General features: G+C 50.6%; 16 protein-coding genes, 1 pseudogene and 1 riboswitch. Of the genes and pseudogenes, 16 read left to right on the forward strand and 1 reads right to left on the reverse strand.

What is annotated here, in order from left to right:
• Window positions 1-140 precede the first annotated feature (140 nt).
• The 11 genes from BMW84_RS15050 to BMW84_RS15100 all read left to right on the forward strand — a co-directional run bounded on the left by BMW84_RS15050 (window position 141) and on the right by BMW84_RS15100 (window position 12,933).
• Complete coding sequence (locus BMW84_RS15050; protein WP_036592608.1) at window positions 141-341, forward strand: cold-shock protein; 201 nt, start codon at window positions 141-143, stop codon at window positions 339-341.
• A 339-nt stretch (window positions 342-680) separates the two neighbouring features.
• Window positions 681-2,087: a cytochrome ubiquinol oxidase subunit I gene (locus tag BMW84_RS15055; protein WP_091069860.1), complete on the forward strand. Its 1,407-nt coding sequence runs from the start codon at window positions 681-683 to the stop codon at window positions 2,085-2,087.
• Entirely contained in the window at window positions 2,074-3,090 is a 1,017-nt protein-coding gene (gene cydB, locus BMW84_RS15060) for a cytochrome d ubiquinol oxidase subunit II (RefSeq protein ID WP_091069861.1), read from the forward strand. The genes BMW84_RS15055 and cydB overlap by 14 nt, the downstream gene beginning before the upstream one ends.
• Entirely contained in the window at window positions 3,090-4,943 is a 1,854-nt protein-coding gene (gene cydD, locus BMW84_RS15065; protein ID WP_091069863.1) for a thiol reductant ABC exporter subunit CydD, read from the forward strand. Before cydB ends, cydD begins: the two co-directional genes overlap by 1 nt.
• Window positions 4,940-6,715, forward strand: coding sequence for a thiol reductant ABC exporter subunit CydC (gene cydC, locus BMW84_RS15070; RefSeq protein ID WP_091069865.1), 1,776 nt, complete (start codon window positions 4,940-4,942; stop codon window positions 6,713-6,715). The genes cydD and cydC overlap by 4 nt, the downstream gene beginning before the upstream one ends.
• Window positions 6,716-7,116: 401 nt before the next feature.
• Window positions 7,117-8,553 (forward strand): MDR family MFS transporter, encoded by a 1,437-nt coding sequence (locus tag BMW84_RS15075; RefSeq protein ID WP_091069866.1) that lies wholly within the window; start codon window positions 7,117-7,119, stop codon window positions 8,551-8,553.
• A 268-nt stretch (window positions 8,554-8,821) separates the two neighbouring features.
• Complete coding sequence (locus BMW84_RS15080; RefSeq protein ID WP_091069868.1) at window positions 8,822-10,093, forward strand: Glu/Leu/Phe/Val family dehydrogenase; 1,272 nt, start codon at window positions 8,822-8,824, stop codon at window positions 10,091-10,093.
• 33 nt (window positions 10,094-10,126) lie between these two features.
• A complete protein-coding gene (locus tag BMW84_RS15085) occupies window positions 10,127-11,104 on the forward strand; it encodes a diaminopimelate dehydrogenase (RefSeq protein ID WP_091069870.1) in 978 nt (325 codons plus the stop codon).
• Window positions 11,105-11,205: 101 nt separating this feature from the next.
• A complete protein-coding gene (locus BMW84_RS15090; RefSeq protein WP_091069872.1) occupies window positions 11,206-11,373 on the forward strand; it encodes a CxxH/CxxC protein in 168 nt (55 codons plus the stop codon).
• Between the two features lie 130 nt (window positions 11,374-11,503).
• Window positions 11,504-11,983: a 23S rRNA (pseudouridine(1915)-N(3))-methyltransferase RlmH gene (gene rlmH / locus BMW84_RS15095; protein WP_091069874.1), complete on the forward strand. Its 480-nt coding sequence runs from the start codon at window positions 11,504-11,506 to the stop codon at window positions 11,981-11,983.
• A gap of 107 nt (window positions 11,984-12,090) precedes the next feature.
• Window positions 12,091-12,933 (forward strand): alpha/beta hydrolase, encoded by an 843-nt coding sequence (locus BMW84_RS15100; protein WP_175498828.1) that lies wholly within the window; start codon window positions 12,091-12,093, stop codon window positions 12,931-12,933.
• Window positions 12,934-13,414: 481 nt separating this feature from the next.
• Here BMW84_RS15100 and BMW84_RS25060 read toward each other — a convergent pair.
• A pseudogene (locus tag BMW84_RS25060) lies at window positions 13,415-13,528 on the reverse strand (transcriptional regulator); the annotation flags it as partial.
• A gap of 47 nt (window positions 13,529-13,575) precedes the next feature.
• Window positions 13,576-13,674, forward strand: a riboswitch (purine riboswitch).
• A gap of 53 nt (window positions 13,675-13,727) precedes the next feature.
• On the opposite strand from BMW84_RS25060, the gene BMW84_RS15105 reads away from it, so the two are divergent.
• From BMW84_RS15105 to BMW84_RS15125, 5 genes are all read left to right on the forward strand, one after another.
• Complete coding sequence (locus BMW84_RS15105) at window positions 13,728-15,140, forward strand: 8-oxoguanine deaminase (protein WP_091069877.1); 1,413 nt, start codon at window positions 13,728-13,730, stop codon at window positions 15,138-15,140.
• A 392-nt stretch (window positions 15,141-15,532) separates the two neighbouring features.
• Complete coding sequence (locus BMW84_RS15110; RefSeq protein ID WP_091069878.1) at window positions 15,533-17,776, forward strand: U32 family peptidase; 2,244 nt, start codon at window positions 15,533-15,535, stop codon at window positions 17,774-17,776.
• Between the two features lie 36 nt (window positions 17,777-17,812).
• Window positions 17,813-19,552: an ABC-F family ATP-binding cassette domain-containing protein gene (locus BMW84_RS15115; RefSeq protein ID WP_091069880.1), complete on the forward strand. Its 1,740-nt coding sequence runs from the start codon at window positions 17,813-17,815 to the stop codon at window positions 19,550-19,552.
• A gap of 289 nt (window positions 19,553-19,841) precedes the next feature.
• Window positions 19,842-20,714, forward strand: a complete 873-nt coding sequence (locus tag BMW84_RS15120; RefSeq protein WP_091069882.1) for a hypothetical protein — start codon at window positions 19,842-19,844, stop codon at window positions 20,712-20,714.
• A 100-nt stretch (window positions 20,715-20,814) separates the two neighbouring features.
• Window positions 20,815-21,375, forward strand: a complete 561-nt coding sequence (locus BMW84_RS15125; protein WP_091069884.1) for a VanZ family protein — start codon at window positions 20,815-20,817, stop codon at window positions 21,373-21,375.
• The last annotated feature ends 9 nt before the right edge of the window (window positions 21,376-21,384 follow it).

The following is a 21,384-nucleotide window of genomic DNA, read 5'->3' on the forward strand; positions in this document are numbered from 1 at the left end:
AACATTAAATCTACTTTTGGTACCCAATTCACATAATGAAAAGGGCTGTCAATGGAACACAACCCTTTTCAATGTGTGAATTTTTTCTTTGTCTGAAGATAAAAAGAACATATTAATTTAAATTTGTGGAGGTAACACACATGCAAACAGGTACAGTTAAATGGTTCAACGCAGAAAAAGGCTTCGGTTTCATCGAAGTTGAAGGCGGAAGCGACGTATTCGTACACTTCTCCGCTATCGTTGGCGACGGCTTCAAAACTTTGGACGAAGGCCAACGCGTTGAATTCAACGTGGTTCAAGGCAACCGCGGACCACAAGCTGAAAACGTTGTAAAACTGTAATAACCGAAGAAACGCCGTTCCCGCTTTAGCGGGGGCGGCTTTTTTTTGCAAGATCAGAAACTATAGGTTTTCGGGGTCCCCGCAAAGTACCTGACTCAGCTTCGAAGTCAAAGCCCCACTTTGTGGGGTTATTTTGTGTCAAAATGTTCCGCGCAACGTTCACAAAAACGAAGAAACTCCTTATTATTTTTACTTTCTAAATGTGTTATTGTGATTTTAGTCACAAATATTTTAAGATTTGGCGCTAAACAGCTGAATTAATGTGATATATATCACACATCAATACTTAAATTTTTGACAGAATAGACGTATTGAATGGGGAGAAGGAAGGGGAGAACAATGGATACAGTAATGCTGTCGCGCATACAATTTGCATCAACGACAATCTTTCATTATTTCTTTGTTCCAGTGTCAATTGGTCTTGCGCTTTTGATTGCGATTATGGAGACGATGTATGTACGCAAAGGCAATGACGAGTACAAAAGAATGGCCCAGTTCTGGGGCAAGCTGTTCCTGATCAACTTCGCGGTAGGCGTGGTGACAGGAATTCTGCAGGAGTTCCAGTTCGGCATGAACTGGTCGGATTACTCTCGGTTCGTCGGCGATGTGTTCGGAGCTCCGCTTGCGATCGAAGCGCTGCTTGCGTTTTTTCTGGAGTCCACATTTATCGGGATCTGGATTTTCGGCTGGGATAAAGTCTCGAAGAAGGTTCACCTGGCCTCGATCTGGATGGTTGCCCTCGGCACTATGCTGTCGGCTTTCTGGATTTTGGCGGCCAACTCGTTTATGCAGCATCCGGTAGGCTTTGCCATTAACAACGGCCGTGCCGAGATGAATGATTTCCTTGCACTTATCACGAATGGACAATTGCTGGTTGAGTTCCCGCATACCGTGCTTGCGGCTTATGCGACCGGAGCGTTCCTGGTAACGGGGATCAGTGCTTATAAACTGCTTAAGAAACAAGATGTTTCGTTCTTCCGCAAATCGTTTGAAATCGCCGCGATTGTCGGCATCGTGTCTTCGCTCGGCGTAGCGGTTGCCGGACATGCCCAGGCGCAATATCTGGTGAAGACCCAGCCGATGAAAATGGCTGCTTCCGAAGGCATCTGGGAAGACAGCGGCGACCCGGCCGCCTGGACGGTATCGGCGTTTATCGACCCGGACAGCAAAACCAACTCGGGCGAAATTAAAATTCCTTATCTGCTCAGCTTCCTGTCCTACAGTAAGTTCTCCGGCGAAGTTAAAGGGATGAACACGCTGCAAGCGGAATACGAACAAAAATACGGTCCCGGGGATTATATCCCGCCGGTGCGCACGACCTTCTGGAGCTTCCGGATCATGGTTGTTGCCGGCTCGCTGATGTGTGTGCTTGGACTGTATGCAATGTATCTGATTTGGCGTAAAAAGATGGACCGTCCGAACACCTGGTTCATGCGCTTTATGCTGTGGGGCCTTCTGCTTCCGCCGATTGCGAACACCGCAGGCTGGATCATGACGGAGATCGGGCGCCAGCCATGGACGGTATTCGGTCTGATGACGACGGAAGACAGCGTATCGCCGAATGTATCGGCCGGATCGGTACTGTTCTCGGTAATTTCGTTCACGGCCATTTATGCTATTCTCGGCGCAGTGATGATTGGATTGTTCATTAAAGTTATCAAAAAAGGTCCTTATGCGACAGACCTGACGCATGAAGGCGAGTCGCATGATCCATACAGCAAGGAGGGATCGCATGCTTTCTCTTAATGAATTGTGGTTTGTGCTGATCGCGGTACTCTTTATCGGATTCTTTTTCCTGGAGGGCTTCGACTTCGGCGTAGGGATGGAAACACAGATTCTGGCTAAAAATGATACCGAACGCCGGGTACTGATCAACTCTATCGGACCGTTCTGGGATGCCAACGAAGTATGGCTATTGACCGGCGCCGGCGCGATGTTCGCCGCTTTTCCAAACTGGTATGCCACGTTGTTCAGCGGATTTTACATTCCGTTCGTATTCGCCCTGCTGGCGCTCATCGCCCGCGGCGTCGCCTTCGAATTCCGGGGCAAACGCAATTCGCTCGCATGGAAAAAAACCTGGGACGCCTGCATTTTCTTCGGCAGCTTCCTGCCGCCGTTCCTGCTTGCTGTAGTCTTCGCCAGCTTCATTAAAGGGCTGCCGATCGACGGCGATATGCAAATGCATGCCGGTTTCTTCGACATCGTTAACGGGTATACCGTTGTAGCGGGACTTACCGTTGTAATGCTCTGCCTCGTGCATGGCCTGATGTTTACGACGCTGCGTACGGTTGGCGATCTGCAGGAACGCGCCCGCAAGCTGGGACGTGTGCTGCTGGTTCCGCTGGCTGCGCTGCTCGTAATCTTTGTAATCATGACTTACACCATGACGGATGTGTTCGATCATCGCGGCGCGCTGCTGTGGGTGGTTGTCGTTCTTGGCGCTGCAGCCTTCGTATTGTCCGGTTATTTCATGAACAAGAAAAAAGACGGACTGGCTTTTGGCATGACCGGTGCCGTGATGGCGTTGTCGGTACTGTCCGTATTCATGGGACTGTTCCCGCGGGTTATGATCAGCTCGCTCGACCAAGCGTTTAACCTGACGATTACGAATGCCGCTTCGGGTCATTATTCCCTGAAGGTCATGACGATTGTGGCGCTGACGCTGCTGCCGTTTGTGCTCGGCTATCAAATCTGGAGTTACTTTATCTTTCATAAACGGGTTCACGAGAAGGAGCATCTGGAATACTAATGGATAAAAATTTGCTTAGGGTCAAAGGAGTGAAGCCGGTCTTTGTGATCGTCGGCTTCCTCACCCTGGTGCAAAGCTTATCTATCCTTCTGCTGGCGAGTTCGCTGGCGGAAGTTGTATCTGCGCTGTTTGCGGGTGAACCGCTGAAGGAACAAGGGGCGAAGTCGCTCTTGTTCCTTCTTGCGTTTCTTGCGCGTCATGCCTGTGCGCTCTTGATGAGCCGCATCTCCTACCGGTTCGCCGAAGCGACCGGCAGCAGCCTGCGCAGACAAATGATGGACAAGCTGTTTCAGCTGGGGCCAAGATTGGCCGGCGGACGGGGAACGGGGGATTTGGTGACCCTGGTCCTCGAAGGCGTCGCCAAATACCGTACTTATCTCGAATTAATCATTCCGCGGATGGTCAGCATGGGCATTACGCCGTGGCTGCTGCTTCTGTACGTCTATATGAAGGATATTACGAGCGGCATCATTCTGACGTTGACGATGCCGATCATCGTGGTATTCATGATTCTGATCGGCATGACGGCGCAGAAGCAGATGGACCGGCAATTAAAATCGTACCGGACGCTCTCCAATCATTTTGTCGATTCGCTGCGCGGCTTGGAGACGCTCAAGTTTCTCGGGCGTAGCCGCGCTCACAGCGAGAGCATTGCGGTTGTCAGCGATCGTTACCGCTCGGCGACGATGCGTACGCTGCGCGTTGCGTTTTTGTCTTCGTTCGCATTGGACTTTTTTACGATGTTGTCCGTTGCCACGGTAGCGGTAAGCCTGGGCTTGCGGCTCGTCAATGAACAGATGACGCTGGTCACCGGGCTGACGATTCTTATTCTGGCGCCGGAGTATTTCCTGCCGGTGCGGCTTGTCGGGGCAGACTTCCACGCGACCTTGGATGGCAAGGAAGCCGGGCAAGCGATGCAGGACATCATCGACCGCGAGACGGTGGGAGCGAAACTGCTGGGCGAGGGTGAAGCAGTAGCTGCTGCACCGCCGGGCGGGGAAGAGCCGGGTGCGGGTTCCAAACGGAAGATCCGACCGGGGAAAATGCGGAGGAGTTCAGCGGCGGTAGAGCCGCAGGTTCCCCCGGTTCCTGCGGACACTTGGGTATGGAAGGCGGACAGCCGCCTTGCGTTGGAGCAGGTCGGCGTCGATTACGGCGAAGGCTCAAAGGCCTCGCTGCAGGATGTGAATCTGACGATTCAGGGCAACCTCAAAATCGGCATTATCGGAGAGAGCGGCGCGGGCAAGTCGACGCTGATCGATCTGCTCGGCGGCTTTCTGCATCCGACCTCAGGCAGCATTACGCTGAACGGGACCAGACTCAGCAGCCTGACCGCGGATGCCTGGCGCAGCCAGACGAGCTACATCCCGCAGGCGCCGTATCTGTTTAGCGGCACGCTGGCCGACAATGTGCGCTTCTACGCCTTAGGTGCATCGGATGAGGCAGTACAGGCAGCCGTCAAAGCCGCCGGCCTGTCGGCGCTGGTGGATGGCCTGCCGAACGGGCTGGGCGAGGCGATCGGCGGCGGCGGACGCCAGCTCAGCGGCGGGCAGGAGCAGCGCGTGGCGCTGGCCCGGGCGCTGCTGAGCGACCGGCCGGTGATGCTGCTCGATGAGCCGACCGCCCATCTCGATATCGAGACCGAATACGAGCTGAAAGAGACGATGCTGCCGCTCTTTGCCGGTAAGCTGGTGCTGCTCGCGACGCATCGCCTCCATTGGATGGCCGACATGGATCTTATCGTCGTGATGCAGGGCGGCCGCGTTGCCGAGATCGGGACGCATGAAGAATTGGCAGCCCGCCGCGGCGCTTATTACGATCTAATTCAATTGCAATTGGAGGGAGTCCGGTGAAACGCGAAGGATGGTTTGCTCCCTATATCTCCGCTTATTTTTGGCGCTTTCTCGGCATTGTGCTATTAGGCGGATTGACCGTATTTTCGGCTTCCTCCCTGATGTTTACTTCAGGGTTCCTGATCTCCAAGGCATCGATTCCGCCGGAAAATATTCTGCTCATCTACGTGCCGATTGTCGGCGTGCGCACCTTCGGTACGAGCCGGGCAGTCATTCATTATGCCGAACGCCTGGTCAGCCACAGCGCCATCCTGCGCGTGCTGGCCAAAATGCGCGTCCGGCTCTACAATCTTTTGGAGCCGCAGGCCTTGTCATTGTCCTCGCGTTTTCAGACCGGGGATATCCTCGGAATGCTGGCCGACGACATCGAATATTTGCAGAACGTATACTTGCGGACGGTATTTCCGAGTATCGTGGCGCTGCTGCTCTATGCGGCTGCCGTTATCGCTTTGGGCACCTTTGACTGGGCTTTCGCCCTGCTGATGGGGCTGTTCATCCTGGTGCTGGTGGTTGTTTTCCCGCTGATTTCGCTGGCCTTCACGCGCACGAAACAGCGGCTGGTCAAACAGGAGCGTAACCGGCTGTATCAAAAGCTGACCGACGCCGTGCTCGGCATGGGCGATTGGATGATCAGCGGCCGGCAGCGCGAGTTCGTGGCCTCCTATGAACAGGATGAGCAGGCCGTTGCCCGCACGGATGGTTCGCTGCGGCGCTGGGCCCGGCTGCGGATGTTCCTCAGCCAGGTTGTCATCGGACTGGCTGTGCTGTCGATGATCTACTGGGCCGGGGGCGAAGTGGCCGACGGGAAGCTTGCCGGCACCTTCATCGCCGCTTTCGTTCTGATCGTCTTCCCGCTGGCCGATGCTTTTCTACCCGTATCCGATGCCGTAGAGAAGATTCCGCAGTATCAGAATTCGCTGGAACGGCTGACCGGCGTGGAGGCATCTAGCCTGCGCGACAGCGAGGCGCAGGCAGGTGTCGCTTCTGCGGCCGAGACGGAGGCCGCTGTAGCGGAGACCGGCCGGATGAAGCAGGACGGCCGGTGCCGGATCAAGCTTGAGGGTGCCGGGTACAGCTATCCCGGTACCGAAAGCTGGTCGCTGCGCGGCCTGGATCTCGATATTCCGCAGGGGCGGAAGATCGCCATCATCGGCCGCAGCGGGGCCGGCAAATCAACGCTGCTCAAGTTGATTCAGGGGGTGCTGCCGCCGACCGCGGGGACGGCGGCGATCAACGGAATCTCCGCCGCCGCTTACGGCGAGCAGATTCCACGGCTCATTGCGGTGCTCAACCAGAGCCCGCATCTGTTCGATACGACCGTGGCGAATAACATCCGCCTCGGGAACCCGGACGCTTCCGATGAAGACGTGAAGCGTGCCGGAGAACTGGCGAAGCTGGATGCGCTGATCTCTTCGCTGCCGGAAGGCTACGCCACGCCGGTCCGCGAGGCCGGCAGCCGCTTCTCCGGCGGCGAGCGCCAGCGGATCGCGCTGGCCCGCATCCTGCTGCAGAACACGCCGGTCGTCATTCTCGACGAACCGACTGTAGGGCTCGACCCGCGCACCGAACGCGAGCTGCTGTCCACGATGTTTGCGGCGATGGAGGACAAAACCGTCATCTGGGTGACGCATCATCTGGTCGGCGCCGAAACGATGGACGAAGTCATCTTTATGGAGAACGGCCAGGTCGAAATGCGCGGCACCCATGCCGATCTGATGGCGACCGAACCGCGCTATCGGCGGCTGTATGAACTGGACCGGCCGATGAAATAAACTGAATGGAGCCGCTTTGACTCTGATTGAGCCTCCCGCCCGCATGGGCTGGGGGCTTTTTGGCTTGAAGGCGCCTGAGTGCGCCGTTTGCTCAACGATAACGGCAAAAGTGCCGTTATTTCTGCCGTCTACGCTACCACCCGCGCCGCTGTGCCCCAATGACTGGACGGTTCCGGGTCCAGCCTCCAGTGTGCCTTATGCAAACAGTCGCCCCCGCCATTTTTCAAACCTGCCTCTACCGCGCCAGTCAGTCCATCAGTCATACTCCCGGCCGAGATAATAAAAATTTAAAATTTTACAAACGAACGGTTGTTCGCGGGGTGGATTCGATGATAAGATGGGAAAATAACAAAAGATACAGATAGGTTAAGGAGGGAAACTGCTTGAGTATTTCAGCGGCTATGGCTGGCTCAAACCAAGATCTGACTGGAATTAAACGTGGCCCGATCGTCGCCTCGCTCATCATCGGCGCATTCGTGGCGATCCTGAACGAAACGCTGCTCAATATCGCTTTTCCGGATCTGATGATTGAATTTGGCATTACGGCAGCGACCATCCAGTGGCTCTCGACGGCGTACATGCTCGTCATCGGGATTCTTGTCCCGGTAACGGCACTGCTGCAACAATGGTTTACAACCCGGCAAATGTTCCTGTCGGCGATGATCCTGTTTCTGGTCGGAACGATTATCTGCGGCGTCGCACCGGCCTTCAGCATTTTGCTGGTCGGACGCGTCGTTCAGGCACTCGGCACAGGGCTGATGCTGCCCGTCATGATGAATACCATCCTCGTCATCTATCCACCCGAAAAACGCGGCGGTGCGATGGGCATGATTGGTCTTGTCATCATGTTCGGTCCGGCCATTGGACCCACGCTTGCCGGGCTGATTATCGACCAACTGAACTGGCGCTGGCTGTTCTACCTGGTAGTTCCGCTTGCGGCTTTTTCGATTATTTTCGCGGCGTCTTATTTGCGCAATGTGTCCGACCTGACCAAACCGAAGGTGGATGTCCTGGCGATCGTGCTCTCCAGCGTTGCTTTTGGCGGTATCGTGTACGGTTTCAGCAAAGCGGGCGAAGGCTCCTGGTCGGCGCCTGAAGTGATCTGGACGCTGGTGGCCGGGGGAATCTCGCTGGTTCTGTTCGTGATCCGGCAGCTGACGGTCCGCGAGCCGATTCTCGATCTTCGGGCATTCAAATATCCGATGTTTACGCTCGTCACCGTTATGATGCTTGTGCTGATGATGACGTTGTTCTCGACGATGATTCTGCTTCCGCTCTTCCTGCAGACGGCGCTGATGATGACCGCATTCAAAGCCGGTCTGACCCTGATGCCGGGCGGCATCGTCAACGGGATTATGGCACCGGTCTCCGGCAAGCTGTTCGACAAGTTCGGGCCGCGCGTATTGGTCATTCCCGGTCTTATTCTCGTGCTTCTGGCGGTTTGGCTGTTCACCGGCATCTCCGTGGAGACGACAACGGCTCATGTGGTGACGCTGCACATCATTCTGCTGATCGGCATTTCGCTCGTAATGATGCCTGCGCAGACCACCGGTCTGAACCAACTTCCGCGCCACCTGTACCCGCATGGTACGGCAATTCTGAACACGCTGCAGCAGGTGTCCGGCGCCATCGGGACGGCGCTGTTTATCAGCATCATGTCCTCGGGCACGAAGGATTACCTTGCGACTGCGACCAATCCGAATCCAGCCGAAGGGCTGGTGGCCGGGCTGCATGACGCTTTTGTCGTCGCATTGTGCATCGGTTTTCTGGCGCTCGTGCTCGGCTTCTTCATCAAGCGGGTGCAGCCGCCGCAAGAGGAGAAGGAAGCTTCGCATTAATCGGCTAACGACAAACGGTTCGTCCTTTGGGGGCGGGCCGTTTTTTTGTGCTGCACGACACTTTTTTCCGCATGAACGGGTGCTGGATGACAGAACCTAAAGGGTAACGGGCGGAGTCCCCTAAGGGCGCAGTTCGGCAGGAGGCGAAGCCGGAAATATAAAATTTTTAGAAAAAAGTCTTTTATAAATATTACACATGATGTAACATGTACTTTAATTAACTTTAATGCGGTGAACCGCAAAATCAGATGGAGAGAGGGCGAAGCCTATGAGCACGACACCGAACGCAGCACTGTCGCAGGAAACCTTGAACCCCTTTGAAATTGTGCAACAACAAATTGATGAGGCGGCTGCCCATTTGCAGCTTCCCAAGCATGTCACCGATATTCTGAAAAAACCGAAACGCGTACTGACCGTGAACTTTCCGGTTAAAATGGATGACGGCAGCGTCACCGTTTTCGAAGGCTACCGTTCCCAGCATAACGATGCCATCGGGCCGGGCAAAGGCGGCATCCGCTTCCACCCCGACGTAACGCTGGACGAGGTCAAAGCGCTGTCGATGTGGATGTCCTTCAAATGCGGCGTCGTCGGCCTGCCGTACGGCGGAGGCAAAGGCGGCGTCATCTGCGATCCCCACGCGCTCAGCAAAGGCGAGCTTGAACGCGTCAGCCGCGGTTTTATGGAGGCCATTGCCGATTTTATCGGCCCCGACAAAGATATTCCTGCGCCGGATGTCTACACGACCCCGGAAATTATGGGCTGGATGATGGATACATACAGTCGCCTGAAAGGCGTGAACACGCCGGGCGTCATCACCGGTAAACCGCTGATCCTTGGCGGCTCCAAAGGCCGTAATGAAGCGACCGCGCAAGGCTGCGTGTATACGATACTGGCTGCGCTTAAGGAGCTGGGCATGTCTCCGCTCGGTGCGACGGTGGCGGTGCAGGGCTTCGGCAATGCCGGGCGGATTGCGGCCCGATTGCTGGCAGAGCAGGGCTGTAAAGTGGTCGCGGTCAGCGACTCGAGAGGCGGGCTGTACCAGGCGGAAGGACTGGATCTGCCGAGAGTGTTCGCGCTCAAAGACCATGCCAAGCTGGCGGATTATGGCAGCGCCTATGTCATTACGAACGAAGAGCTGCTGGAGCTGGACGTGGATATCCTCATCCCTGCTGCGCTGGAGAACGTCATTACGGGCGCCAATGCGGACAATATCCAGGCGAAGATCATCGCTGAAGCGGCCAATGGCCCGACGACCCCGGAAGCGGACAAGATTTTGCAGGAAAAGGGCGTGCTCGTCATCCCTGACATTCTGGCGAATGCGGGCGGCGTCACCGTATCGTATTTCGAATGGGTGCAAAACCTCGCGAACTTCTACTGGACGGAGGAAGAGGTGCTGGAGCGTTTGTCCCAGCGGATGTACGCCTCGTACGGTGCGGTCCGCGCGTTGTCCCGGGAACATGGCACCGATCTGCGCACGGCGGCTTTCATGATCTCCATTAAACGGATCAGCGAGGCGATGAGCGCCCGCGGCTGGATCTGACCGAATACGAATTGAAGCGGAGGAAAAAATAAAATGAGTAGACCCATCACCATCGGCATCGTCGGCTACGGCAACCTCGGGCGAGGTGTCGAAGCGGCGATTAAGCAGAATCCGGATTTGAAGCTGGAGGCGATTTTTACCCGCCGTAATCCGAGCGCTGTAGAAGCGGGCACACAAATGGTGTCCATTCACGATATCGAATCGTACCAGGGAAAAATCGATGTGCTGATCCTGTGCGGCGGTTCCGCGACCGATTTGCCGGAGCAGGGTCCGGCACTGGCGAAGCTTTTTCATACGGTGGACAGCTTCGATACCCATGCGAAAATTCCGGAGTACTTTGCGGAAGTGGATAATAGCGCCCGTGCGGCAGGAAAAATCAGCGTCATCTCCACCGGCTGGGACCCGGGGCTGTTCTCGCTGAACCGTCTGCTGGCTGAAGCGGTGCTGCCGGAAGGCAGCGAGTTCACCTTCTGGGGCAAAGGCGTCAGCCAAGGCCACTCCGATGCGATCCGACGCGTGCCGGGCGTCAAGAACGGCATCCAGTACACCATTCCGCGTGAAGAAGCTGTAGCGCGCGTGCGCAGCGGGGAGAACCCGGAGCTGGCCACACGCGACAAACATTTGCGTGAGTGTTACGTGGTCGCCGAGGAAGGCGCGGACCGTGAAGCGATTGCGGAGACGATCCGCAGCATGCCGAATTATTTTGCCGACTATGAGACGGTGGTTCATTTCGTGAGCGCGGAGACACTGGCTGCCGAGCACGGCGCGATGCCGCATGGCGGCCATGTCATCCGCAGCGGACGGACCGGAGCGGGGAATACGCAGATCGTCGAGTTCAGCCTGAAGCTGGACAGCAACCCGGAATTTACGGCCAGCGTGCTGGTCGCTTATGCCCGCGCAGCCTATCGTCTGGCGCAAAAAGGCCAATCCGGCGCGCATACGGTATTCGATATTCCGTTCGGTCTGCTCTCGCCAAAATCGCCGGAACAGTTGCGCAAGGAATTGCTGTAGCGTTTCGGGCGGCGGGTGGTTCCTTTTTCACGGGAAGTGTGGTAGAACAATAAGAGGAGCACCGCCCGCCGGGGCGAGACAGAAAGGGATGCTGGGTAGGAATGTATGTAGTGTGCAAAGAACACTTGGAGTTGGCCATTGATAAATTTGTCGACGAGTACGAAGACGCGCCTGATGTTGTGGATCTCAAGGAGACCGAATTCTCCGATTGGGACCCGCCGGCCAAATGCGCCGAATGCGAGCAGGACGCCAAATTTCTCGTCGTCTAGGCAACACAAACGAATAGAAGCGGCTAAAGGGACGGGGTACATGCTCATGTATACGTCCCTTTGTTTATATTTTGGGCGGAAAATGGAAGACCACATGGCGAGGAAATAGATACGTTGGAGGAATAAAGATATGCTTATTCAGATCATTGGCGTCGGCAAATTGAAGGAAAAATATTTGGCGGACGGCATCGCGGAATACGCGAAACGCCTGACGCCGTACCTCAAATTCCAAGTGATTGAGGTCGCGGATGAAAAAGCGCCGGACAACCTCAGCGACGCTGAAGTTGTCCAGGTAAAGGCGCGCGAGGGCGAACGCATCCTCGCGCAGATCAAGAGCGAAGCGCATGTCATTGCGCTCGCGATCGACGGCAAGCTCTGGAGCTCCGAGGAGCTTGCCGCGGAAATCGACCGGCTCGGCACCTATGGGACGAGCCATGTCGTGTTCGTCATCGGAGGGAGCCACGGGCTCTCCGATGAGGTCATGCGCCGCGCGCAGCAGCGCATGAGCTTCGGGCGCATGACGCTGCCCCATCAGCTCATGCGCCTGGTGCTGGTAGAACAGATTTATCGGGCGGTGAAGATAAATCGCGGGGAACCGTATCATAAGTAAAGGTGAGTTTTTTGGGTTGAAAAGCATTTGTTCCCGAAATCTCAGGGAAAAACGTTTTATAATGGTTATAGACGATGATCATAAGCCGTTCTAAAGAGCGAAAAACCATGCAAACTCCAAACGAGTATTTCAGTTATCGAGCTCGCGATGGCGCGGAGCTGCCCTATCGTTTTATTGCAGGCCCTTCGGAAGTTGTGCTCATATTTTTGCACGGCATCACTGAGCCCAGCCTCTATTTGCGTGAATTTGGTCGGTACGTGGCAGAAAAAGGGCATGCGACCGTGTACTTGCCGGATTTGCGAGGTTACGGGACTAACCCGATCCGGCGAGGAGATATTGATTACATCGGTCAGTTTGACGACGATATCGAAGATCTGTTCCGTCATGTACAAGAGCGTCATCCAGGTGCCAGCATCGTATTCGGTGGCCATTCGGCCGGAGGTGCAACCGCTCTAAGACAAACGATTAGACCGATACATAGGGACGTGCATGCATACCTGCTTCTTGCACCGGGGCTCAGCCCGAGTTCACCCTTAGTTCGAAAAGATAGAGGCGTAAATGATTCGAGGGTAAATGTACCAAAATACGCCATGCTTATGGGATTGAACGCATTGGGCATTCATAGCTGGGATCATACCATTGTATACCGCAGGATTACTCCTACAGAGAAACTTCATGGAACGGAATCATGTCATCTTAGTTACCGATTGGCATTATCGCGAATGGTGAGCAACAACTACTCAAAGTATTTGTCAGAACTGCACCAACCAACTCTCGTCTTAGTCGGTGAGGAAGACGAAGTGTTTCTTGCGGATGAATATGAACCACTTTACCACCGCTATTGCGGAGCCGAAGTACAGCTTTTGCCCGGTCACAACCATGACCATATCATACAAACCGAACAAGCTCACGTCATTGTCGGCGAATGGTTGAAGAGGCTGCGGGGGTAATGGTTAGGATCGTTTAACCATTAAGATAAAAGATGAGCGTGACGTTTATTTGCAGTACACTGGAAAGACAACCGAATAAAAGGATGGTATGGCCGAAAATTTCAAGAAAGGGATTCCTTGATAGGGGGACAATCCAATTAACTGTCGAATAATGTTGTAACAAATTCGTCAAAATTGGAGGATCTATGAAACTCTCGTCGAGCAGCACCGATATTTCGGCCTATACCTTGTTTACGATGCCAGCTAACCGATCACAACGCAGGATTACACTCCTGATCGGTGCCATACTGGCCTGTGTGACGCTCGCAGCGGTTCCTTAGGTGTACCACATGGAGGATGGAAGGTTGTCTTTGGTTCCTTAATTCCCAGAGCGGATTGAGTTAACCTAACGACCAATAGCCTGTGTTTCGAACACAGGTTATTTTTTCGCCGTTAGCCCCGCTACGGTGAACCGTATCACAAATAGTGGTAAAGCGTAACCCAGCCGTTTCTTTAAAATGGATTTTTGACATGTCTTTAAGGTTTCGAGCATCTCGGACCGACCTTCCCAATCATAAAACGATAGCTGAATAGAACGTTTCAGAGACAATGGACTAAAGGCGATCAAGACGGTTGACATCCATTTAATGCCTACGTATACTAATAGCAAATTTACAGGTTGTTCGTATAACCCCGATAATCGGTTCGGGGGCTCTACTGGGGTCCGTAAAAATCCTAACTACGAACGCAATATCTACGATATTGCGCTCGCGGTTGGGATTTTTTGCATTTTACATTTCAAAGGGAGGTTTGGCATGAACACATTGCTGATCAAGAATGCCCGCAACCTTATCACCATGGACTCGCAGCGCCGCTGCTACCCCGGAGGAAGCCTGTTCATCGAAGGGCAGGAAATCAAAGCCATCGGGACGGACATTCCCTACGAGGACGCCGACACCGTCATTGACGGCTCGGGGAAGATCGTCTATCCCGGGCTGATCAATACCCATCATCACTTATACCAGACCTTTACCCGGAACATCCCCCGAGCCCAGGACTGCGAGCTGTTCGACTGGCTGCTGACGCTGTACGAAATATGGCGCCACATGAGGCCGGAGGATGTTTATCTGAGTGCCATGGTAGGCCTCGGCGAATTGCTGAAGACTGGCTGCACGACCGCTTCCGATCACTTTTATTGTTTCCCGGACGGCGTGAGCGGAGAGCTGATCGACGAGGAAATCCGCGCCGCCGGAGAGCTCGGCATCCGCTTTTACCCGACACGGGGCTCCATGAACCTGGGCAGGTCCCAAGGAGGGCTTCCGCCGGACGAGGTGACGCAGACGGCGGAAGTCATTCTGAGGGACACCCGCCGGGTCATTGAAACCTATCATGACGCCTCCAAATTCTCCATGGTCCGCGTCGGCGTCGCGCCCTGCTCGCCTTTTTCGGTGTCCGAGGATCTTCTGCGGGAATCCGCCCGCCTGGCGCGCAGCTACGGCGTCCGGATGCATACCCACCTGGCCGAGACGAAGGATGAAGAGGAATTCTGCCAAGCAAAACTCGGACTCCGGCCTCTCGAATACATGGAGAAGACGGGCTGGATCGGACGCGATGTGTGGTACGCGCACGGCATCCATTTCAGCGGCGATGAAATCCGCCGGATGGGCGCCTGCGGGTGCGGCGTCGCCCATTGTCCGAGCAGCAACATGAAGCTGTCATCGGGGGTATTCCCTATACGAAGCATGCTGCAGGCGGGTGTTCACGTCGGACTCGGCGTGGACGGCTCGGCGTCCAACGACGCGTCCAATCTGCTCGGAGAAGCGCGACAGGCCTACCTGTTGCACAAGCTGACCGCCGGAAGCGCGGGTCCGACGGCTGAAGAAAGCTTATGGCTTGGTACGGTCGGATCGTCGAGAGTGCTCGGCTGGGAGGACGCGATTGGCTCTCTGGAGGTCGGCAAGGCGGGAGACCTGTTCATGATTGACTCGCAAAGGCTGGAATATGCCGGCGCTTTGTTCAACGACACGGCTCTGCCTGTCGTCACGGGCATCAGCCAGAACGTCGATATGACCGTGGTCGGGGGCCAAATTGTCGTGAAAGACGGACGGCTCGTTCGTGTCGAGGAAGAACGGCTCGTGGAAGCCGCGGGGGCCGCGGCGCTCCGGATGGTCCAGGCCGCTTCGGGACGAACCGGCGTCAATTACTTCAAGCATCGTGAACGAGCCTGATACGCGCCAACTAAGATGCCCCGCAAGCCATACCAATAATGGCTTTCGGGGCATCCTTTGTGTTCGATTTTAGTGCCCTTCTGCTGAAACGGCAGAAGGGGCTAGTTCAGAAATGCTTTGCATGTTTAGCTATAGCTCAATGTTAAGGTCATTTAAAACAAACGCACAAGCCATTGGCTTGTGCGTTTTGCTGTAGCTTAAGTGTAGTACTTATTTTATGATTAATCATGAAATTTGGTTTTTAACAATTTTATTGATTTACTAAGGAGCAGTCATAACATCATTGATCGGATTTTTAGTCGTTATTATCGTAGTATCCATCTTAATCTTAACTAGGATGAAGAACTTTCGCTTTAACTAGCGTATAATTTATGGGTCATCAGGAGGAAAAAATGACTGAATTATTAGCTCCAGCAGGAAGTATGGAAGCTTTAAAAGCTGCAATTTCGAATGGTTGTGATGCAATATACTTAGGAATGCAAAAATTTGGTGCACGAGCATACTCATCTAATTTTGATTTTGAATCGTTAAAAGAGGCGGTTACGTATGCGCACCTGAGGGACGTTAAAATCTATGTTGCAATGAATACCATCGTTTTCGAGAACGAAATGGAAGAGATGAAAGAGCAGATCCGCCAATTAAATGAAATCGGTGTGGATGGCATTATCGTCCAGGACCTGGCTGCTTTCGATTATATCGTTGAAAACTTTGTTGATATGGAAGCACATTGTTCAACTCAAATGGGAATAGACGATGCAGACGGAACTTTATTATTTAAAGAACTGGGTGCTAAAAGAGTGGTTCTGTCCCGTGAGGTTGAGATTAAAAAAGTAAAAGAGATCAAAAGAATAGCGGAAATCCCTTTAGAAATTTTCGTTCACGGCGCTTTATGTGTATCTTATTCGGGAAATTGTCTCATGTCAGGATTAAGCGGCTATCGATGCGCAAATCGCGGAAGATGTGTGGGTTCATGCCGTAAGGAGTATGAACTAATGGATAAGACAACAAATACATCTTTAGGGAAAAGCTATATTCTATCTACTAAGGACTTAAACACCATCGATTATACCGATGATTTAAAAGAAATCGATTCTTTAAAAATAGAAGGCCGAATGAAAGATCCTACGTATGTGGCTAATGTTGTATCCAAATATCGCCTGGCCTTAGATCATAAAATAACCGAAGACGATAAAGAAAATCTGAAAAAAACCTTCAATCGAACCTTTACGAAAGGATATTTATTTCGCGAGGATAAAAGAAATATTACAAACATCTCAAGACCGAATAACTTTGGTTATGAAATTGGAACCATCAGCAAGATCGTTAAAGATACGTATGAAATAACACTTACACGTCCTCTAAATCAAAACGATAACATCCGTATCAGTCACAACAAGGAGGATGTTAATTTAACGGTTGCAAAGCTGTACGATAAAAATGGCGAATTAATCAACAAAGCAGATCATGTCTGCTACATCAAAATCAAAGAAAAGCTGTCTGTGGGCGATCTGGTATATAAAACGAAGGATTATGTTTATAACAAAGAATTAGAAGCATCCCTGGAAAAAGAATTTAAGCGGTTTAGCCTAGATATTAGAGTATATGCTAGTCCAGATTCAAAGCTTCACATCGATGCGGAGGGCTTGGGCCATCATTATTCATATGAAAGCGAGGAACTGCTAGGCGAAGCCATTACTAATCCAACAACAAAAGAGCAGGTAATCAAGCAATTTTCCAGATTAAATGATACGATATTTGAGCTTAATCATGTGGAGTTTGAGGAATGCAATGCATTTATCCCAGCTAAATTGTTAAATGCAGCAAGAAGAGATATTGTCCTGGGCTTATATGACTTAAAGCTTAACAGCCAAGAGAAAAGAACCAAGGCTTTGGAAGCAAAAGAGAAAATAAACTTTACCCCTGTACAACCGTACCTTACGGCCTCTGTAACCACGAAGGAACAGTATGATGCTTGCGTGAGCTGTGGAATTAAGGACATCTATTTTGACAACGTGGTTAGAAGAAATCAGAATCATTATAAGGACAAAGAAGGGCAGCTGCTGATCGGAGGATATGGTGGGATTTATCACTACAGAGAAACGAATCCGTTTGTTACGGACTATTCTCTAAATGTCGTTAATGCTACTAGTTGCTATGAATTATTTAAATTAGGTGCAAAACGGGTCACTTTATCCTATGAATTGAATAAGAGCCAAATAGATGATTTAATGAATGCCTATTATGAAGAAAATGATGGCTATCCTGCTCTGGAAATGATTGCATATGGCAGGACTCCTTTGATGTTTACCAAATACTGCCCGATGAAAAAAATGAATCAATGCAGTATTTGCAAAACGAGGAGCTATGAGTTAAAAGATGAGCGCGGAACGTTCCCTATCCTTTCCCATGAGGATTGTACAACGACGCTCCTTAATGGGAAGACGCTTAATCTTCTGGATGAGCTACAAACCATCAAAGGAATCGAGGCGTTCCGGCTAAACTTCACCGTTGAATCCAAAGAGCAGGTTGTGAAAATCATTCATATGGCCTCTGGCAAATTAAACGGCTCCATAAATCAGGCTGTCTTTAATCAGGAAACAGACACCAGAGGACATTTTAATAAAGAGATTATATAGCTAGCCAACCACTATCGTTTTTATGAAAGGAACCGTATGATACACGTTGATAACTTATCCTTCTCGTTTCCGCAAAAGGAACTGTATAAGGAAATTTCGTTTAAGCTCGAAGAGGGGCAACACTGCGCATTTATCGGAACAAGCGGCAGCGGGAAAAGCACGCTGATCGATATACTCATGGACCCGGAAAGACATTTATTCGAGGGCAAATTGGAGATCGACCCGGACTGTACCATCGGGTATGTCAGCCAGTTCTCGCAAGTCGAGCCAAATAAAGAAATGACCGTTTTTGAATATATCGGAGAAAAATTTATTAAGATCCAAGATGAAATCACGTCGATTTATGCGGAAATGGCAACCACATCGGATATGGATGCGCTGCTGGAAAAGGTTCAATTGGCTTTAGATGCATTCGAATCGATGGATGGGGATAATTTCGAAAATAACATCAATAAGCAGCTCGGCCTGGCCAACCTCATGAAGCTAAAGGACCTTAGCGTATCTGCCCTGAGCGGCGGAGAATTCAAACTTATTCAAGTCATCAAAGAAATGCTGAGCAGTCCTGATTTGATGATCATGGACGAACCCGATGTGTTTTTAGACTTTGAGAACCTGAATGGGCTTAAAAAACTGATCAATTCCCACAAAGGAATGCTGCTGGTCGTTACGCACAACCGGTATCTTTTGAATCATTGCTTCAACAAAATCATTCATCTTGAAAACACGGAGCTCCAAGAATTTGACGGGCGGTATATCGAATATAATTTCTCGTTGCTTCAGACCAAAATCGAGCTGCAAGAAATCGCAGTCGCTGAAGCGGAAGAGATCGAGCGGTACGACAGCATCATCGATAATCTTAGAGCGATCGCAACTTATAATTCAGAAGCTTCAAGAGGCAGAGCGTTAAAAGCTAGAGTGAAGTTTCAAGAAAGATTGGAAGCACGTAGAATCAAAGCGCCGTTTGTTGATATTAAGCAACCGAATATTCATTTTGGCATGAATCATGAAATTGAAGACACCGTTGTTGTAAAAGTCGATGATTATAGCGTCGCCTTTGACGAGCTGCTTTTAGAAAATGTTAACTTTGAAATAAAATCTACAGATAAAGTAGCGATTATCGGTCCAAACGGTACCGGGAAAACGACTTTACTCCGGGAGATCTTTAACAATAATCATGATTCAATTACGATAAATCCTGATGTGAAAGTGGCTTATTTATCCCAGCTTCAAGGCGAAACGCTCAAGGACTCGAATACTATACTGGATGAATTCATTGATGCCGGGTTTAACACGTATGACGAGATTAGAGCTTATCTTTTGAACTACGGCTTTGAAGGGGAAATCCTTAATCAAAAGATTGAATCCTTATCCGGCGGAGAAAAAAACATGCTTCAGTTGGCCAAAGTGTCTGCCAGCAAAGCAAACGTACTGCTTCTTGATGAACCGACAAGCCATTTAGACATCTATACCCAGATCGCACTTGAAAAAGCCATTGTAGACTACAAAGGCGCGATTCTCATGATTTCTCATGATTTCTATTCGGTTGTAAATGGTATGGATTATGTGTTAATCATTGACGCTAAGACGATTAGAAAAATGAGTATGCGGAAATTTAGACAGATGATTTATGCGAGCCACTTTAATAAAGACTATTTGGAAGCGGAACAAAAGAAAAAGTCGGTTGAAATGAAAATAGAGCTGGCTTTAAAAGAGACGAATTTTGAACTTGCCAAAGGTTTGGTCAATGAGCTGGAAGAGATCATTAAGCTGCTTTAAATGTTGTCAGCTATTCATGATAAGTCGAAAGGGAGGCCTTTAAGGGGCCTCCCTTTTTTTCTGCAACCTATCCTATTAGGATGGCGACGTATACAGGGCATAGCCCCGGCCCCACATTTGGGAACGTGTCGTACTGCCTGCGTACGGGACTTTCGATCATATTCGATGTGAAACACCCTTAAAAATTTAGTAAATCTTTAAATGTTCTTTAAAAGAACTTAGAAACTGCTGCTTATACTAAGTACATTCACCAAGAACACCACAAAATAAATAATTGGAGGAATGTACAATGAACAACAATCAGAATGGTAATAAAACAATGAAGAAGGGAAGAAAAAAGTGGGTAGTAGGTACAACGGTTGTGGCAGCCATCTCATTAATGGCGATGGGGACCTCAGCGCTAGCTTCATCAGATAGGGATGTTTTCAAAGGATTTTTCAATGGGAATACCGAAATTTCGGCGGGATCTGCGACTTATATTAATCAGTCCAGTGTAATGGCAGGCATTAAAACAACGGTAGAAGAAAGCATTATCGGAGGAAACAGTGCGATCATTATCGTTTCTTTTGAGCATGAAGACGGCACGGTTTTCCCACAGGATGCGGCTATTGCTGCACTTGACATCAATTGGGCAAAGGATGCCAGTTACATGGTGGAGCAAAGAGTGACAGAGGACGGTAAAAAGATCATCGCCATGTTCGATGTCGATACACCAAGTAGTCTGAAGGGAAAGAAAGTTACGATTAAGGCGGATGCCGTAGTGAATAGCATTACAGGAGCTGTTATGGCTAAGGGTCCATTCCATACTACATTTACAGCACAAGAGAGCAGTACATCGTACAATATCGGAATAGATCAGACCCTCTCACATCAACAAGAAAAGCTGTCTCTTCAAACGATTAATTTTTCTACCATTGGAATTGGCATTGAAGGGAAACGCTTAGATGGGCACAGTGATCAATTACCGGAATATAACCCTGAAATTCGTATATCGACATCAGACGGCAAGGAAACCAAAGTTTATTTAGGCTCAACAAGTACCTCGGACCAAGGATTTGAATGGCACTATAATTTAGACAAAGAGGGCAAAAGGGTCTTTTTAGATGCCGCGATGATCACAAGTATATCGATCGATGGACATATCATACCGGTTACAAAATAAGCATGATGGATGGGCAGAACGGGACTGTTCAATCAGTCCCCTTTTTCTTATCAAGCTTAGACTAACCTTCATACCATCTTAAAAATCAGGAGGAAGTAGCATGGAACAATCTATTATGTTTACGATTCATTCAACATATATTCTGGCATCCTTATTCTTATTCGTTCTTCTGTTTCTGGTGGCAGATGCGCTGTGGAAAAAAAGGAAACGTAATGTAGGCCAATATTTTATAATAATCACGTTTAGTATTTACTTACTGTGCGTCATCCAACTAGTGTTCTTCCCCATCGAAGTGAATATTGGCAAATATGCCAATCTAACTCCGTGGTACAAAACAATCAATTTCATTCCACTATTAACGATTGACATAATAACTTTTATATTAAACATCATAATGTTAATTCCTTTGGGTGTGTATCTGCCATTACTCCATAAAAAGTTTGAATCATTAAAAAACGTAGCCTATTCCGGTTTCTTTCTAAGTTTATCTATTGAGGTACTTCAGATGATGATCAGAATTATTTGCGGCAACGGCAGAAGCACGGATATCAATGATCTTATTGCCAATACCGTTGGAGCAGTCTTAGGGTATATAGTAATTAACGGACTATTAAAACGAAGCAATGGGAATCATATATGGAGTAAGTTAAGATTAGGGTGATACCAAGCT

Source organism: Paenibacillus sp. NFR01 (assembly GCF_900111565.1).
Classification (GTDB): Bacteria; Bacillota; Bacilli; order Paenibacillales; family Paenibacillaceae; genus Paenibacillus_AQ.